The 17,520-nt window shown below is 69.1% G+C and carries 12 protein-coding genes; 7 read left to right on the top strand and 5 right to left on the bottom strand.

What is annotated here, in order from left to right; all coding sequences use genetic code 11:
- Positions 1–177 precede the first annotated feature (177 nt).
- From F3T56_RS40605 to F3T56_RS40625, 5 genes are all read right to left on the bottom strand, one after another.
- Complete coding sequence (locus F3T56_RS40605) at positions 178–4,653, bottom strand: fibronectin type III domain-containing protein (protein WP_149830484.1); 4,476 nt, start codon at positions 4,651–4,653, stop codon at positions 178–180.
- A gap of 183 nt (positions 4,654–4,836) precedes the next feature.
- Positions 4,837–5,049, bottom strand: coding sequence for a hypothetical protein (locus F3T56_RS40610; RefSeq protein ID WP_149830485.1), 213 nt, complete (start codon positions 5,047–5,049; stop codon positions 4,837–4,839).
- Entirely contained in the window at positions 5,046–5,270 is a 225-nt protein-coding gene (locus F3T56_RS40615) for a hypothetical protein (protein WP_149830486.1), read from the bottom strand. The genes F3T56_RS40610 and F3T56_RS40615 overlap by 4 nt, the downstream gene beginning before the upstream one ends.
- 100 nt (positions 5,271–5,370) lie before the next feature.
- Positions 5,371–6,573, bottom strand: a complete 1,203-nt coding sequence (locus F3T56_RS40620; RefSeq protein ID WP_149830487.1) for a helix-turn-helix domain-containing protein — start codon at positions 6,571–6,573, stop codon at positions 5,371–5,373.
- Between the two features lie 95 nt (positions 6,574–6,668).
- Positions 6,669–7,685, bottom strand: coding sequence for a hydroxyacid dehydrogenase (locus F3T56_RS40625; RefSeq protein WP_149830488.1), 1,017 nt, complete (start codon positions 7,683–7,685; stop codon positions 6,669–6,671).
- 193 nt (positions 7,686–7,878) lie between these two features.
- Between F3T56_RS40625 and F3T56_RS40630 the strand changes: the two genes are divergently transcribed.
- The 7 genes from F3T56_RS40630 (at position 7,879) to F3T56_RS40660 (ending at position 17,520) form a co-directional block, all read left to right on the top strand.
- A complete protein-coding gene (locus F3T56_RS40630) occupies positions 7,879–9,126 on the top strand; it encodes an FAD-binding protein (RefSeq protein ID WP_149830489.1) in 1,248 nt (415 codons plus the stop codon).
- A gap of 167 nt (positions 9,127–9,293) precedes the next feature.
- On the top strand, positions 9,294–10,571 hold the full coding sequence (locus F3T56_RS40635) for an ROK family transcriptional regulator (protein WP_172639378.1): 1,278 nt from the start codon (positions 9,294–9,296) through the stop codon (positions 10,569–10,571).
- Positions 10,572–10,898: 327 nt separating this feature from the next.
- Positions 10,899–12,158: an ABC transporter substrate-binding protein gene (locus tag F3T56_RS40640; protein ID WP_149830491.1), complete on the top strand. Its 1,260-nt coding sequence runs from the start codon at positions 10,899–10,901 to the stop codon at positions 12,156–12,158.
- Positions 12,159–12,187: 29 nt separating this feature from the next.
- Positions 12,188–13,153 carry a carbohydrate ABC transporter permease gene (locus F3T56_RS40645; RefSeq protein WP_149830492.1) on the top strand — a complete coding sequence of 322 codons (966 nt, stop codon included), beginning with the start codon at positions 12,188–12,190 and terminating at the stop codon, positions 13,151–13,153.
- The gene (locus F3T56_RS40650; RefSeq protein ID WP_425473731.1) at positions 13,150–14,046 is read left to right on the top strand and encodes a carbohydrate ABC transporter permease; all 897 of its coding nucleotides are present in this window, start codon (positions 13,150–13,152) and stop codon (positions 14,044–14,046) included. Before F3T56_RS40645 ends, F3T56_RS40650 begins: the two co-directional genes overlap by 4 nt.
- 18 nt (positions 14,047–14,064) lie before the next feature.
- Positions 14,065–16,935 (top strand): glycoside hydrolase family 2 TIM barrel-domain containing protein, encoded by a 2,871-nt coding sequence (locus F3T56_RS40655; RefSeq protein ID WP_149830493.1) that lies wholly within the window; start codon positions 14,065–14,067, stop codon positions 16,933–16,935.
- A 372-nt stretch (positions 16,936–17,307) separates the two neighbouring features.
- Positions 17,308–17,520, top strand: coding sequence for an endo-1,4-beta-xylanase (locus F3T56_RS40660; RefSeq protein ID WP_342787055.1), 213 nt, complete (start codon positions 17,308–17,310; stop codon positions 17,518–17,520).

Genomic DNA, 17,520 nt, shown 5'->3' on the forward strand with positions numbered 1-17,520 from the left:
TTTCGGCCCGCAGGGCCGTGTCTTTCAGGGGCGCGGGGAACTGCGCGAACAACCCCCACCTACCCGCACCCGCCAACCCACCATCCCGACCGAGCTGGAAGGCAGGGCGGGGTCGAAGGGGCAGCAGCCCCTGGGGACGGGAACGGGTAGGGGCGGCCGGGGCGACAAAGGCCCTGCTCAGTCCTCCGGCGCGTAGTACCAGAACTCCACCTCGGCCAAATTGCACCGCCCGTTGTGGGCGTCGTGGAGGCGGAGCAGTGGGTACTCGGCCGTGGCCGGCAGGACGGCCTCGTACCAGGCGCCGTCGATCGTCGCACCGATGGTGTGGAGGTCCGCCCAGGTCACCCCACCGTCCGCCGAGCCGCGCAGCACCGTCCCCGTCGCCCGCGACGCGAACCCCCCACGCGGCAGAACCCGAAGCTTGTCCACCCGCAAAGCGCCACCGGCACCAGCCCCCGCGTCGATGTCGATCCAACTGTCCGCCGCAAGGGTGTCCGTATACGTCGAGGCGTCACCGTCAAAGGCCTTCCACCCGTTGGACGCCTGGGTCCCAGTGCCGGGCCAGGAGATGGTCGACGCCTTCACCATCGCCGCGGTGACCCCCGTCCGCCGCAGCAACGTCTCGCGGGAGACAAGCAGTTCGTACGCCGCGTACACCTCGTCGATCAGCGTGTCCTCGTCCTTCCCGCTCTGTCCCTCCACCCGATCGAGCTCGGCGGTGAAGGCCGCATAGCTCTTCTTCGTCCACGCGGCGGCGTCGGTCGCCCGCGCCCGGGCGAGCACGTCGGCGAAGGTCTCGGCGACGGCCACGGCGGCCGCGGAGACCCGGGTGCCCCCGCCGACAAGGGCCGCGGTGACCTTGTAGTACCGCGTGCCGTGCCGCAACCCCTTGTCCTCATACGCGAAGGACCGGGTGCCGGAGACGACGTCCTCCCAGGTGTCCCCATCCGCCGAACGCGCCACGGTGAACGTGAGGGCATCCTCCGGCTTGTTCCAGCGAACGGTCGCGGTGTCCCCGTCCCGCTCGACGCCGACGAGCACCGGGTTCGCCCCAAGGCCGTCCACCGCCACCTTCGCGAACCGGGCGTCACCCGTCGCCGCGACACCCGCATGGACCGCGTACGGGAACGGGGAGAACAGACTCGCGACCGTCACCCAGGTCCGGCCGTCCGCCGACACCTGACCGTGCACGCGATGGGTGCTGAGGTCCCGGACGAGCCGCAGGTACGGCGTGGCGGCCAGGCTGCGGCCGTCGAGCTTCCGGGTGATCGGGGAACGGATGTCGTCCTGCCAGTCGTGGCGGCTGTCGCGGGTGCGGTTGTGGAAGACGAGCCCGCCGGCGGCGTCCGCGCCGAAGTACACGTGCCGGGTGTTCGCCGTGAGCCGGTCGCGCAGCATCAGGCCGGTGAGCGGCCCCCGCGCGCTGTCGATCCGCGCCGTGAGCGTGAAACTCCCCGCCGCCGGGCGGCTGACGAAGTGCAGCTCATCCTCGATGTCCCGGGTCAGTACGTCGTAGTCGTCCCCCTCGCCGAGCCCGTCGCCGCGCGCGCCGAGCACCCTGATCGCCCCGCCGCGTACGACCGCGCTCCCGGCCCGCGCCTCGAAGAGGGCATCGTCACGCCAGCCGGAGTTCCGCAGCGCGGGCGACTCCGAGGGCTCGGCCTCCACCTCCACCGTATGCGAAGTCCAGCCGTTCCCAAGGGAGTTGACCGCCGTCACCGTATAGAAGTACGTCTCGCCGAGCCGCGCCGACTCGTCGACGAAGTGCCGGCCCTTCACCTCGGCCGCGAGCACCTTGTACGGGCCCTGCCGTCGCGTCGCACGCCGGACCTCGTAGTGGGTGGCGCTCGCGGTGGTCTGCCAGGTGACGGTGACCGAGCCGTCGCCGGGCAGGGTGTGGACGAAGTCGACGTGGGGGGGCGGGAGTTCGGCGACGGTCGCCGTCGACAGCCGCAGCACCAGACCGGTCTTCGGCGCAACGCGCACCTTCCCGTCCCGCACCGGGAGCTCCTCGCCGCTGACCAGATCGAGGACACGGTCCCCGGCGGACGGCACCTCCACCTCGTACGCCCGCTCGTTGCCGTACGCCTTCCGCGTCGTGTTGAAGACGAAGAGGTAGCGGCCGTAGCGGGCGGTCAGCAGGTCCGGGTAGCCGGAGTACGCGTGGTCGGCCTCGAAGTTCTCGCGGTGGACCGTGCCGACGCCGGGCTGGTACGTGATGGGCGCGATCTCGCCCGCGAGGGCCTGGGGCGCGGTGCCGTCGCCGGTCTGCTGGTCCTCCATGAAGTCGACGTCGATGTTGTCCATGCGGGCCCAGTAGTCCTCGTAGCGGAAGAGCCCGTTGGTCTGCAGCTGCACGATGTGGTCGCGGTTCGGGTGCCGGACATGGAGCCGGCCGTTGCGGGCGAAGCCGCGCTGGCGTTCATTGAGGTGACCCCACAGGTGTGTGTCGCCGTCGCGCAGGGACACGAACATGCAGTCCACGTCCACCCAGGCGAACCGCTCGTAGTCGCCCGTCCGTACGCCGAGCGCGGTGAGCTCGGTGGCGGTGTAGTACGCGAAGTCGGTGTGCGGGTGGACGACGCCGGTCGGCGCCTGATCCTTCAACCAGCCCCAGGTCTCGGCCAGTTCGAGGTCGTACTTGTACTTCGCCTTCACCGAGGAGAAGGTGCTGAAGTACTGGTGGTCGGCGAGCTGCTGCTGGGCGAAGCCGACGGCCTCGCGGGCGTGCTCGCGGGTGGTCCGCCACGCGTCGCCCGCGTACCGCTCGGCGTGCTCGGCCATGTGGTGGGCCAGGGAGACGTAGTGGAGGATCTTGCCCTCGGAGATCCTCAGCACATACCCGGGAAAACCGGGGTAGTTGGTGTTGCGCTCGTCGATGACCATCTCCATGCGCATGAACCGCTTGAGGTTGTCGTCGAGGTCGGTCATACGGGCGTGGGAGCGGGCGTGCAGATTACGCAGCGCGGTGCGGAGGATGTGGTCGTTGAGCTCCTCGTCGCCGGCGTGGCCCCAGGTGCGGTGGAACCACTCGGGGAGGTAGTTGGTGGCCTCGCCGTAGTTGGCGACGTAGCCGTTCTCGCGGGTGTGGCCGGCCTCGGTCATGGTCGTGTAGCGGGTGCCGAGCGGCAGACGGCGTACGACGTTGCCGTCCTTGTCGAGCTTGGAACGGGCCAAACCCTTGATGACGTACTTGATGTAGTCGGCGGTCCAGCGGGCCGTGGTGTCGTGGTAGAAGAGCGAGTGGAAGAGGTCCAGGTCCTGCCCGTCGGGGCCGACCAGCACCTCCTCGCCGAGGAAGGGCTCCCAGCCGAGGGCTTCCCCGACGATGCGGTGGCTGCGCGCCCGTCCCTCGTAGAACTCCGAGCCGATGACCCGCAACCCCTCGTGGGCCTCCCAGGCGCCCTCATACGTGTACATGACCTGGTTGTAGATGTACGACAGCCGCGAGCGGGCGTAGTCGAAGTTGGCCTTCAGGACGCGTTCCCACGCGCCGCGCCGGGTGAGCGGGCCGCCGTCCCAGCCGACGTCCTTCAGCGAGGTCTCGCCCTCCTGCGTGCCGGTGGTGAACGGCTCGTCGAGGAAGGCCTCGAAAGCGTCCCGGCCGTAGACATCGTTGTCGGCGATGACGTTCTCGACCAGGTACAGCGCCTGGCCGAGTGCTCCGTAGTAGCCGCCCCAGTCGCCCTGGTGGCCGCCCCGGGCCAGCAGCTTGGTGTTGGCGTAGTAGTCCTTGGTGTGGTTGTCGAGGCACTTGAAGACCCGCAGCAGCGCGGCGTTCTTCTCGGCCGGTGTCCTCGCCGGGCACCAGGAGGCCCGAGCCAGCGCACCGGCGTAGAAGAACAGCTCCTCGACATAGCGGACGACCGACAGATTGCCCTTCGCCGAAGCGTCGACCTTCGCCGACAGGGAGTTGAAGAGCTTCACCTGGTCGGCGACATAGCCGTCGACGAGGGCCTGCTTGGCCGTGTCCTCGAGGTCGGGAACCGTGGCCGTGGGCGGGGTGAAGTCGGCCTGCGGATCGTCATCGAGAGCGAGGTATGCGCCGGTGTGGGTGTAGGCCCGGTAGTAGCCGCGGGAGTCGGCGGTGACCTTGTTGGTGAAGGCGCCGTCGTACGTGCGCAGGGTGATCTCGGCCCGGGACCGGCCCCGGGTGTGCTCCAGGGGCAGCATGATCGTCGCGTAGAAGAAACGGCCGGGCAGCGGCCGGTTGGTGCCGGTGTTGAGCGCCTCGTAGTCACCGGAACGGCGGTAGCCGATCTGCTCGCCGTTGATGTACGCGATCGTCTTGTACGTGGAGGTGTCGCCGCCCCAGAACTTGACGGTGAGGAAGTTCTGGTGGACCGGGTCGACGGCAACCATGAAGCGGAGGTCGCCGCCCTTGACGCCGGGGGCGGCGAGGGGTTTGGCGACGCGCGCCCGGTCCCCCGCGTTGCCGTCGACGACCTCGGTGTCGGAGCCGTGGAAGTCGTGGGCGGCCTCGGAGTCGGGGTTGCCGAAGTCGACGAGGTCGATCCGTCTCGCCCCTTCCGGCGCCGTGTCGGCCTCCTCGGCCGACACGGCGGCAACCGCCGGGGACCAGCCGCCGGTCAGAGCGAGCGTGCCCGTGCCGACTGCGGCCGTGGTGAGGACGGATCTTCTGGAGACGGGCATGCGGGATCCTCCCGGCCGGGCGTCGTTATAGAAAACGGTCTCCATGGAAGCTAGGCGGCTGTTCCCCAGGTAAACAAGATGCCGGGTGGAAGAAAGTGTTTCGATCGGCACGGAAATATAGACAACGGTTGCCGGGCGCCGGCGGCGGTGGCAGTCGCCCGGCGAGCGTGCGGACCGCCCGGTTCAGATGGGCTGCTTCGGAGGTCTCCTGGCCTGCTTGTACGCCTGCCACAGCTCGGCGGCCCGCTCGCACTGGACCTGCCCGTATCCGCACTCCGCGCAGCCGGTCATGTGGTTGATGAAAGCGCCGTACTCCGTCTCACCGGGCAGGTGGTCCGGGATCACGAGTCGCCGCGTCCGGTGGTTGGTGAGCCGCCCCCGCTCCCTTCCGCTCACGCCTTCCTCCGCTTGCGACGCGGCGGCCGGTGGTGATTGCGGATCTCGACGTTGTAGTCCGACACCCGGGACAGGTCGCCCCGCGCCCTGGCTTCCGCTCTCTGCCGGACCAGCGCGGCGCACACCCCGTAGTCCGGCAGCGGCACCGGGTCGTCGGGCGGAAGTCCGAGGAGGGGCGGCGGGTCCATCGTGGTGTGCGGGTCGGTCAAGGTCGGCTCCATGGACGGACTGGTAGGTACCGTCACATCGTGCCGACCTGGCAAGGCCCTGGCGTTGACTGGCTGTCAACACCCAGGACCTTGACCAGCGTTGACCGAACCGCTAAACGCCGCACCAGTTCGCGAACTCCAGCAGCTCCCCCGGTGCCTTCGCCCGCGCCCGCAACAGAGTCGCGACCGTCTCGTGCACGCCGGGGTGGTACCGGGTCTGCTGAGGCGCCACCTTCCGCGCCTTCGCCAGCGAGGCGAACGCGTCCCCGTGCTTCGCCGTCCATGTCTCCGCGCGGGCCCGGTCCACCCAGTAGTGGCCGGCACGGGCCTCCGGGTAGTCGTCCGGCAGGCGAACCTTGCGGGCCTCCTCCAGGGCACGGGCGTGCCGGTCCCTGTCGCTGGACGCCGACATGCCGTGGATCACGACGTTGACCGGGCCGAACACGAGCCCGTAATCACGAGTCTCCCCCGTCTCCGCAGCGATCTCGCCGGCGGCCCCCAGCCAGTCATACGCTCCGCTGACGTCCCCCCGGCGGCTGGAGAGAATCGCCCCTTTCAGGTGCAGGGCGCCCCGAACCGCCTTCGTGGCCCGCTGTCCGTCGTCGTCGAGGTCCTTGAGGGCCTGCTTGACCAGGAGCACCCCACGGTCGTGGCGAGCCGCGTCTGCCATCAACTGCGCACGGTCCCACCTCTCGATGGCGACCTGCCGAGGATCCCCGGACTGCGGAGCCGCGACAGCCATCCGGGACAGGGCCAGCCGGGCGAGGTCCAGGAACCCGATCTGACGGCCGACGACGTACACCGTTCGGCACAACTCCGCCTGGAGCCACGCGGCCTGTTCCAAAGCGTTTCCTGAACGCTGGGTGAGGACATGGGCGTTGACCTCGGCGAGCAGCGCGGGGAGTTCGTGGGCGATCTCGATGTATTCGGCTCGGGCGCGCCGCCGCTCCAGCGTGGCCACCGTGGAACGCAGGTCGGTGAGCGTCCGAGGTGGTGGGTCGCCCTCACCGAGGGGAATGTCCCAGTCGTCCAGACCGGCGCTGATCGGGGTGGTCAGGCGGTCGAGTTGGTCCGCCTGGAGCTGGTGGATGTAGGGCTGGCCGTGCAGGACCGAGATGCTGACGGAGAGGGCACGGGCGACGGCGGAGACGATGGCCGGACTGGCCTGACGCTGTCCGGTGATGATGCGGGAGAGCATCGACGGGGAGACGTTGGCGCGGCGTCCGAGTTCCCTGAGGGAGTAGCCGCGCAGAGCGCTCACTTCTTCGATGCGCGCCCCGATTCCACCGGTGTCCCGGCGAGTTGGGTGTGGCATGCTGAACTCCGTTCTGACCTAGACACTCAGAACGGTACGCCGATCGGCCCCGCAGACAGTGGGGGCCGACGTGCTGTTGACACATCAGTCGCGCGTCACGCGGTGTACACCAACGCCGCCTTGTCCAGGGCGTACGCCAACTCTCCTCCCGCCGCCAGCCGTTCCGCCTCCTCCGTCACCGCCAGGCCCAGGCGGGCCACCTCGTTGCCCTGGGAGCCGGCGAGGTGGGGGGTGATGAAGGCGTTGGGGAGGGTGAAGAGGGGGGAGTCGGGGGGCAGGGGTTCGGGGTCGGTGACGTCGAGGATCGCGGTCAGGCGGCTGGCGCGTAGTTCGTCGATCAGGGCGTCGTGGTCGACGAGCGCGCCGCGTGCCGTGTTGATGAGGACGGACCCGTCGGGCATCAGGGCGAGTTCGCGGCGGCCGATGAGGTGGTGGGTCTCGGGGGTGTCCGGGGCGTGGACGGTCACGATGTCGGAGCCGGTGAGGAGGTCGTCGAGCGGCAGCAGGGGGACGCCCAGGGCGGCGGCCCCGGCCTCGTCGATGTACGGGTCGGTGAGGGCGACCCGCAGGTCGAAGGGGCGGAGCAGGTCGATGAGGCGGCGGCCGATACGGGAGGCGCCGATGACTCCGACGTGGCGCCCGTGGTTGCCGATACCGGGGACGAACCCCCAGCCTGGGTGGGCCCGCTCGGCGCGTAGCCGGTCGCGGGAGCCGAGGATGTCCTTGCCGGCGAGCAGGATCATGGCCAGCGTGTACTCGGCGACGGGCACGGCGTTGGCGTCGGCGGCCGTGGAGACGGCGATCCCGCGCTCCCAGACGGCCGGGGCTACGAACCCCTTCACCGAGCCCGCCGAGTGCAGGACCGCCCGCAGCTTGGGCGCCGCGTCGAGGACCGCCTCGTCCAGCCGGGGGCACCCCCATCCGGTGACCAGCACCTCGGCCTCGGCGAGAGCCTCCCGGAACCGGGGGCCGGCGAAATCCTCGGTGCTCTCGACGACCAGAGCGGGATCGATGTCCACGGCGTCCCGCAGCCGGGCCAGCACGTCCGGCGGGAAGACCTGGGGAACATTCTCGGCGGTCATGGCGAACAGCGCGCGGGGACGCTCGGGCAAGGAAGTGACCTTCCAGCAGGGAGGGTTGGGGGTCGGCAACCGACCTCTACGGTGACAGGCGCGCGCGAGAGGGTCAATGGACCGTTCCACGGAACCGTACGCCGCCATGGAGGATGTCCCGGACAAGCCGGCGGCTACGGCAACGGCCACGGCAACAACGCGCGGATCGCGGATCGTGGAGGGACATCAACGCATGACCACCGAGACCCTGACCAACTGGGCCCGGAACATCACGTACACCGCCAAGGAACTGCACCGGCCGCACTCGCTCGACGCGCTGTGGGCGCGCGTCGCGGACAGCGGGAGGGTGCGGGTGCTCGGCAGCGGGCACTCCTTCAACGAGATCGCCGAGCCCGGCGCCGACGGCGTCCTGCTCTCCCTGACCGCGCTGCCGCCGGTGATCGAGGTGGACACGGCGGCCCGTACGGTACGGGTCGGGGGCGGGGTCCGGTACGCGGAGCTGGCCCGCGCGGTGCACGCCCACGGCCTCGCCCTGCACAACATGGCCTCCCTCCCGCACATCTCCGTGGCGGGCTCGGTGGCCACCGGTACCCACGGGTCGGGCGACGGCAACGGACCGCTCGCGGCGGCCGTGCGGGAGGTCGAGCTGGTCACGGCGGACGGTACGACGCTGTCGTTGGCCCGTGGCGACGACCGCTTCGGTGGGGCGGTGACCTCGCTCGGCGCCCTCGGCGTGGTCACCACGCTCACCCTCGACCTGGAGCCGGCCTTCGAGGTGAGCCAGCATGTGTTCGGCCAACTGCCCCTCGACGGGCTGGACTTCGCCGCCGTATCCGCGTCGGCGTACAGCGTGAGTCTCTTCACCCGCTGGCGGCACTCCGGGTTCGACCAGGTCTGGGTCAAGCGGCGGACCGATCAGGCGCCGCTCGACTTCCCGTGGGCGGCGCCGGCGACCGAGGCCATGCACCCGGTGCCGGGAATGCCCGCCGTGAACTGCACCGAGCAGTTCGGGGTGCCCGGTCCGTGGCACGAGCGGCTGCCGCACTTCCGGGCGGAGTTCACGCCGAGCAGCGGGGACGAGTTGCAGTCGGAGTTCCTGCTGCCAAGGTCTCACGCCATGGCCGCGTTGCGGGAGCTGGACCGGATACGGGAGGCCGTGGCGCCCGTGTTGCAGGTCTGCGAGGTTCGTACGGTGGCTGCCGATGGGCAGTGGCTCAGCCCGTCCCACGGGCGGGACACCGTCGCGCTGCACTTCACGTGGGTCGCCGACGCGAAGGCCGTACTGCCGGTGGTGGGGCGGGTCGAGGAGGCGCTCGCGCCGTTCGAGGCTCGGCCGCACTGGGGGAAGGTGTTCACGGTTCCGGCCGGCACGTTGCGTGGTCTGTACCCAAGGCTGGGTGATTTCGGGAAGCTGGCCGATGCGGTGGATCCGAGGGGGAAGTTCCGCAATGCCTTCGTACGGGATGTGCTCGGCGCGTGAGCGCCCCGCGAAGGAGCCGCGATCAGACACACCTCCGCAGCCCCGTCGGGGCGTGGATGCTGGCCGGGACTTTATAAAGCCCCTTTCCTAACCCCCTTTCCTAACCCCTTGTCGAAAGCCCCCCGGCGCCATAGCCTTGCGCCGCGCCGGGGCAACAATGCCTCGCCATGTCCTGGAGGGATAGAGGCACTGTGTCGTCGGTGAAGCGCACGTCACGCGACATTCGCACCGCGAACCGCTACGAGGTGCTGCGCCAGATCATCGCCGAGTCTCCCACGTCCCGGCAGGAGCTGGCGGCGGCCACCGGACTGAGTCTGGCGACGGTCGCGACGCTGGTCGGCGAGTTGCTCGACCTGCGGCTGATCACGGAGGTCGGGTTCGAGGACTCGGCGGGCGGGCGCCCCCGCGGGCTCGTGGCCGTCAACACGTCGGGGGGCGCGTTGATCGGCGTGGACATCGCGGAGACGTACGTCCGTGTCGAGCTCTTCGACCTCGCGCTGAACGTGCTGGCCCGCGCCGACGAGGACATGCGCCCCGGTGAGAGCCGGCCGGAGCAGGTCGTCGGGCATGTGGCGGCGGCCGTCGGCTCGGTGGTCACGCAGGCCGGGGTCGAGGGCGCGCGGGTGCTCGGTGTCGGGGTGAGCGTGCCGGGTCAGGTGGACCGGGAGGGCGGGGTGTCGGAGTACGCCCCGAACTGGGACTGGCACGACGTCCCGCTGCTCGATCTGCTCGCCGAGCACATCGCGTATCCGCTGTACCTGGACAATCCGCTGCGGGCCTGCGCGGTCGCCGAGCTGTGGTTCGGTGCCGCCCGGGGTCGGGGCGACACCGTGGTCGTCAATCTCGGTACAGGTGTCGGCGCCGGGCTGGTGCTCGGCGGCGGGCTGCACCGGGGGGTCAGCAACAGCGCCGGCGAGTGGGGGCACACCACGCTGGTGCTGGACGGGCGGCTGTGCCACTGCGGCAACCACGGGTGTGTCGAGACGTATGTCGGGGCGCCCGGGATCATGCTGCATCTGCGGGAGTTGAGCCCGCAGAGCACGCTGCTGCATCCGGAGGACCAGACCGCCACCATCGACGCCCTGGCCCGGGGAGTCGCCGACCGGGATCCGGTCGCCGTCAAGGTGGTCCGCGACACGGCCCGTTATCTGGCCGCCGGTATCGCGGACCTCGTCAATCTGCTCAACCCCGAAGTGGTCGTGCTCAGCAGCTGGGTCGCGGCCACGCTCGGCGAACCGCTCCTCACCGAGGTGCGGGAGGCCGTGGCCCGGCACGCGCTGCGCCGCCCGCTGGCCGCCGCCGAGATCGTCCTGTCCCCCATCCCCACCGACCCGGTATGCCTGGGAGCGGCGACCTTCGCCCTCGAAGGGGCGCTCTCCTCGATCAGTCAACGACCCGCCAAACGCACCGCCCCCACCAGGAGCCGTACCGCACCGCTTTCGTGACGACGGAAGGGATGCCCGTTGACCCTTCAGGACTGGTCACAGCAGTGGTACGCCCATGAGCCGAGGGCCGCCGGACCCTGACCCCGGCGGCCCTCTCCCCCTCCTCCGCTCTCCCTCCGCTCCAACCCCTTTGCACCGCTTGGACGTTCGGAACCCCGAACCGAATACAACGCTTCGAACAGACTTCGCCCAACCCCTTGCCGAAGCCTTAGCCGAAGGTTAACGTCCCGCACCGCAAGCCTCTTTGAGTCAATGAGCCATCTGGATCTGAGCCGCAGAACCGTCGAGGCACAGAGCCGCAGCCGTACTCGAGACAAGGACGTCAGCATGTCGGCAATGAGCAACAGCAACTGGGACCGCCGCTCCGTACTGCGGGCCGCCATGGGCCTGGCCGCCGCCGGCGGACTCGCCGCGTGCGGCAGCAACACCGGCCGCGCCGGCGGTTCGGGCAAGACCCTCGTGCAGATGTTCCACGCGTACGGCGAGGCGGGCACCGAACAGGCCATCAAGAAGTACGCGAAGGCCTACAAGGAAGCCAACGTGACCACGCAATGGATCACCAGCGCGGACTTCGAGAGCAAGCTCTTCTCGACGCTGCTCACCGACAACGCGCCCGACGTCTTCGAGTTCCACCCGCAGATACAGATGATCAAGAGCGGCCAGGTGGCGGACCTGACCGACATCATCGAGCCGGTCAAGGACGACTTCAACCCGGCCGACATCCAGTCGCACACGGTCGACGGGAAGATCTACGGCGTCCGGATGATCGACGACCCGCAGTTCTTCTTCTACCGCAAGTCGATGTTCGAGGAGGCGGGGGTCGACGTCCCGACCACGCTCGACGAGCTGATGGAAATCTCCGCCAAGCTCACGACCAGCAAGGTCAAGGGCCTGTACATAGGCAACGACCTGCACAACGTCAACGACACGTTGATCTGGTCGGCGGGCGCCCAGCACCTCACCGAGAACAACGAGATCGCCTATCACACCGATGGCGTCGTCGAGGGCCTGAAGAAGATGCGCAAGCTGTTCACCAGCGGCGACCTTCTCCTCGGCGCCCCGACCGAGTCCTGGGACCCCTCCTCGCTCAACCAGGGCCTGTGCGCCATCCAGTTCTGCGGCATGTGGGCAATGCCGCAGATCCAGGACGCGCTCGGCGACGACTGGGGGATCTTCCCCTTCCCGAAGGTCACAGACTCCGGCAAGCAGTCGGTCTACAACGGCGGCTGGTCGATGTTCGTCAACGCCAAGGGCAAGAACGTCGAGGCGGCCAAGGAGTACGTGAAGTGGCTGTGGATCGACCAGAAGGAGTACCAGGAGGACTGGGCCACCTCCTACGGCTTCCACATCCCGCCGCGGGCCTCGCTCGCCAAGGAGGCCACCAAGCTCAAGTCGGGTAACGCCGCTGAAGGCGTCCGGCTGTTCAACGAGTTCGGGCACTTCGACAACATCGGCTGGACCCAGGCAATGCGCACCGCCATGGAGGACGTCTGGGCCAACTGCGTCCGCAAGGACATGGACCCGGAGGCCGCCCTCGACAAGTGCGACACGGCCGTCAACCGCGAGCTCAAGAAGCTGTTCGGATAGGTCGGGTAGACCGCGGGACGGATCACGACATGTCGACGACCACGACGCGCGACCTCGCGCGCCCCGCCTCGGCGAAGGCCTCACCGGCCAAGCCGCGGCGGGGTCTGCGGGGCAGCCCCACCTTCAACTTCTGGCTCTTCACCGGGCCGTTCCTCATCGGCCTGGCGATCTTCGTCTACGCGCCGATCCTCTGGAGCCTCTGGCTCAGCTTCTTCGAGGCCCGCTTCACCGTCACGCCCGACGAGTTCGTCGGCTTCGAGAACTACGCGTACATGCTGACGAACGACGACTTCGTCGGTTCGCTCGGCACCTTCACCGTCTTCGCCGCGTTCATCGTGCCCACCACCTGGGCGCTCTCCCTGGGCCTGGCCCTGCTGGTGAACCGGCTGCGCTTCATGCGGGCGTTCTTCCGTTCGGTGTTCTTCCTGCCCACCGCCGTCAGCTATGTCGCCGCCTCGCTGATCTGGAAGATGTCCATCTTCAGCGGCGTCCGCTTCGGCCTGATGAACACGGTCCTCGGCTGGTTCGGAATCGACAACATCGCCTGGCTGATCGACCCCAACCCGCCCTGGTACTGGCTGGTCATCGTGACAGCCCGGCTGTGGCTGCAGTCCGGCTTCTACATGATCCTTTTCATCGCGGCGCTGCAGAACATTCCGGACGAGCTGTACGAGGCCGCCGCCATCGACGGCGCCAAGCCGGGCTGGCAGACCTTCTGGTACATCACCCTGCCCCAGCTGCGTGCCACGTCCACCGCGGTGATCCTGCTGCTGCTGGTCGCCGCCTATCAGGCCTTCGACGAGTTCTTCAACCTGCTGTCGAAGACCACCTGGGGCCGCCCACCCCTCATGGAGCTGTACTACAAGGCCCTGGGCGAGAGCCAGGACTACGGCGCCGGCAGCGCGGGAGCGCTCATCCTGACCGTGCTGATCTGTGCCGTGACCCTGCTCCAGGGCAAGCTCATGGGCTTCGGAAGGGGGGACGAGTCCAAGTGACCACCACCATGCCCGAGGTGCGGAAGTCCGCGCCGGCATCAGGCAAGCCCCGCCGCGTCAAGCGCGGCGGCGGCGTGATGAGTTCCACCGGCCTCTACATCGCCACCGGCGTCTCCGCCCTCCTCTTCCTGGTCCCCTTCTACATCCTCCTCCGCAACGCCCTGTCCACGGACGCCGAGATCACCGGCGAGAACTGGAAGTTCTTCCCCACGGACATCCAGTGGGGCAACATCGGCGAGCTGTTCACCGACGAGACGGTCCCCTTCGCCCAGTCCCTGTGGAACTCGGCGGTCGTGGCCACCCTGCACACCGTCGGCGTCCTGCTGCTCTGCTCCCTCGCCGGCTACGGTCTCGCCCGCATCCCGTACAAGCACGCCAACAAGATCTTCTACGCCGTCCTGGGGACCCTGATGGTCCCGACCGCGGTCACCTTCGTCCCGAGCTTCGTGCTGGTGTCGTCGCTCGGCTGGGTGGACACGTACCGGGGTCTCATCATTCCGGGCCTGTTCAGTGGTTTCACCTGCTTCCTGTTCCGGCAGTACTTCCTGGGGTTCCCCAAGGAGCTGGAGGAGGCGGCGCGCGTGGACGGACTGGGCTACTGGGGTGCGTACTGGCGCATCGTGGTGCCCAACTCGCTGAACTTCTTCGCGGCGATGGCGACGATCACCTTCATCCAGGGCTGGAACGCCTTCCTGTGGCCGCTGGTCATCGGCCAGGACCCGGGCGCCTGGACGGTGCAGGTCGCGCTCTCCTCGTACATGACCAACCAGACCGTGGTCTTCCATATGATCTTCATGGCCACGGCCGTTTCCATCCTGCCGCTGGTGTTCGTGTTCCTCTTCCTCCAGCGCTGGCTGGTGCAGGGCATCGCGCAGACTGGCATCAAGGGCTAGGAACCAGCAAGGAGACCGATGTCTTTCCGCACCACAATGGCCACGTACGTCGAGGACGTGTCGCCGGGCAGCGGGGCACTGCCGCCCCGCGCCTGGTACGCGTCCTCCGACGCCCAGTCCCTCTCGCTGAACGGCGGCTGGAGCTTCCGGCTGTCGCCGACCGCCGACGCCGAGGACGACTCGTTCGCCGCCGAGGGGTACGACGCCGGGGGCTGGGCCGAGGTGACCGTCCCCGGCCACTGGGTGCTCCAGGGCGACGGGGCCTTCGGGGCGCCGATCTACACGAACCACCTGTACCCGTTCCCGGTGGACCCGCCGAGGGTGCCGACGGAGAACCCGACCGGTGACCATCTGCGGTACTTCGACCTGCCCGAGGGCTGGCCCGCGGACGGCGGCGCCGTGGTCCGCTTCGACGGCGTGGAGTCCTGCGCCCGCGTATGGCTGAACGGCACGGAGATCGGCGAGTTCAAGGGCTCCCGGCTACCGCACGAGTTCACGGTCGGGCACCTGCTGAAGCCGGCCCGCAACGTCCTCGCGGTCCGCGTGCACCAGTGGTCGGCGGGCTCGTACCTGGAGGACCAGGACCAGTGGTGGCTGCCGGGCATCTTCCGGGACGTCACCCTGCTGCACCGCCCTGTGGACAGCGCCCTGGACTTCTTCGTGCACGCCTCCTACGACCACGGGGGCGGCCTCGGGACCCTGCGCGTCGACTCCGACGTCGACGGGCGGGTCCTCGTGCCCGCCCTGGACATCGATGTCGCGACGGGTGAGCCGGTGACGGTCGCGGTCGTGCCGTGGACGGCGGAGACGCCGAAGCTGTACGACGGTGAGCTGATCACGGCGGGCGAGCGCGTCCCGTTGCGGATCGGTTTCCGTACGGTCGCCCTGGAGGACGGTCTCCTCAAGGTCAACGGCAAGGCGATCCTCTTCAAGGGCGTCAACCGCCACGAGTGGCACCCGGTCAAGGGCCGCGCCCTCGACCTGGCGACCATGCGCGAGGACGTGCTGCTGATGAAGCGGCACAACATCAACGCCGTACGCACCTCGCACTACCCGCCGCACCCCGCCTTCCTCGACCTGTGCGACGAGTACGGCCTCTGGGTGATCGACGAGTGCGACCTGGAGACCCACGGCTTCACCGAGCAGGCCTGGCGGGACAACCCCGTCGACGACGACCGCTGGACCCCGGCCCTGCTGGACCGCGCGGCCCGCATGGTCGAGCGGGACAAGAACCACCCCTCGGTCGTCATCTGGTCCCTCGGCAACGAGGCCGGCACCGGCCGCGGACTCACCGCCATGGCCGAGTGGATCCACGGCCGCGACAGCTCCCGCCTGGTGCATTACGAGGGCGACTGGAACTGCCGCGACACCGACGTCTACTCCCGTATGTACACCGACCACGCCGAGGTCGAGCGCATCGGCCAGGGCCTGGACGGCGGCACCCACAAGCGCCGGGCGCTCCCCTTCATCCAGTGCGAGTACGGCCACGCCATGGGCAACGGCCCCGGCGGCATCGCCGACTACCAGCGCATCTTCGAGGCGTACGAGCGCCTCCAGGGCGGCTTCATCTGGGAGTGGATCGACCACGGCGTCAAGCACCCGGAGCTGGGCTACGCCTACGGCGGCGACTTCGGCGAGGAGCTGCACGACGGCAACTTCGTCTGCGACGGCCTGATCTTCCCGGACCGCACGCCATCCCCCGGCCTGGTCGAGTTCAAGAAGGTCATCGAGCCGGTCCGCATCGAGGGCGACGGCGCGGACGGGACCGTACGGGTGCGGAACGCGTACGACTTCGCGGACCTCTCCTCGCTGTCCTTCGAGTGGTCGTACCAGGTCGACGGCAAGACGGTGGAGCACGGCCCGCTGTCGGTGCCCGCGCTGGCGCCGGGCGAGTCGGCCGAGGTGAAGCTGCCGCAGCCTCCGTCGGGCGGACCGGGCGGCGAGGCGCTGTGGACCGTACGGGCGCTGCTGGCCGAGGACACTGCGTGGGGCAAGAAGGACCACCAGGTGGCGTGGGCCCAACTCCCGGTGACAGAACGCCCGTTGCCGACCGTCGTACCCGGTGACGGCCCCACAGCGAGCGAGAAGCTGATCTACCTCGGCCCGGCCTCCTTCGACGCCCGCTCGGGCGCGCTGAAGACCATCGGCGGTGTCGACGTGACCGGGCTGCGCCTGGATGTGTGGCGGGCGCCGACCGACAACGACGACGGCGCGTCCTGGCAGGACGACACACGCTACGGCCTGCTGTGGCGCAAGTACGGCCTCCATCGCATGCAACACCGCCTGGACGGCGTGGAGTTGGCCGAGGACGCGCTGACGGTACGGACCCGGGTGGCGCCGGCGGCCTGGGAGATCGGCCTGCGGACGACGTACCGCTGGACCTCGGACGGCACGCGCCTGAAGCTGACCGTGTCGGTGGACCCGGAGGGCGACTGGACCGTCCCGCTCCCGAGGCTCGGCATCCGCTTCGGCCTCTCCTCCGCCGATGCCGTGAAGTGGTACGGCGGTGGCCCCGGCGAGGGCTACTCGGACACCAAGTCGGCGTCCATGCTGGGCCGTTGGCATTCCACGGTCGACGAACTCCAGACCCCGTACGTCCGCCCCCAGGAGAACGGCGCCCGCCCCGACGTCCGCTGGGCGGAGCTCGGTGGCCTGCGCGTCGACGGCGACCCGGAGTTCTGGTTCACGGCCCGCCGCTGGACCACCGAACAACTGGACGCCGCCGAGCACCTCACCGACCTCCGGGCCGGCGACACGGTATGGGTCAACCTCGACCACGGCCAGATGGGCATCGGCTCCCAGTCCTGCGGACCGGGCGCCCTGCCGCAGTACCACCTGCGTGCCGAGCCGACGGAGTTCTCCTTCGTCTTCTCCGAGATCGGTAAGTAGCAGCGATTGAGTGGGGGCGGTCGGGTCCAGGCCCGGCCGCCCCCCTCCCACACACATCCGTGTCCGTGTCCGTGTCCGTGTCCGCAAGGCAACCTGGGCGTGCCGTTGCACGGCATCGGCTTCCGGTCCCACTTCGTGTCGGTGGGGTGCCCAGTTCGATGAAGGCCAACGTCAACTACTCGTCGCTAAAGCGCCGGGTTTACACAACGGGCATCACTGGCGGTGATACGTCGTTTGCGTCCGGCCCCACCCGGCCATTTTCGGGGTGAGGTAGGGGCCGTTGACGGGGCCCCGCGTCGCCACAAGACCCCGCCCCGGACGTGACACCCGCCGCTCCGCAGCCGAACCATCACAACTCCGCTGCGTTGCCCTGTGCCGCCTCTTGAGTCCACAGGCTACGAATCCCTTGGCGTAAACAGCTTGGGTGTCCCGCGCTGCGCCGGGGTCACCGTATGGGGCCTGACGGACAAGTACTCGTGGGTGCCGGGCACGTTCAGCGGGTACGGGGCCGCGCTGCCGTACAACGAGGAGAGCAGCCGGAGTACGCCGGAAACGTGCCGTAGGCCGTCAGCGGTGGTGATCTGA

The organism is Streptomyces tailanensis (assembly GCF_008386495.1).
GTDB lineage: Bacteria > Actinomycetota > Actinomycetes > Streptomycetales > Streptomycetaceae > Streptomyces > Streptomyces tailanensis.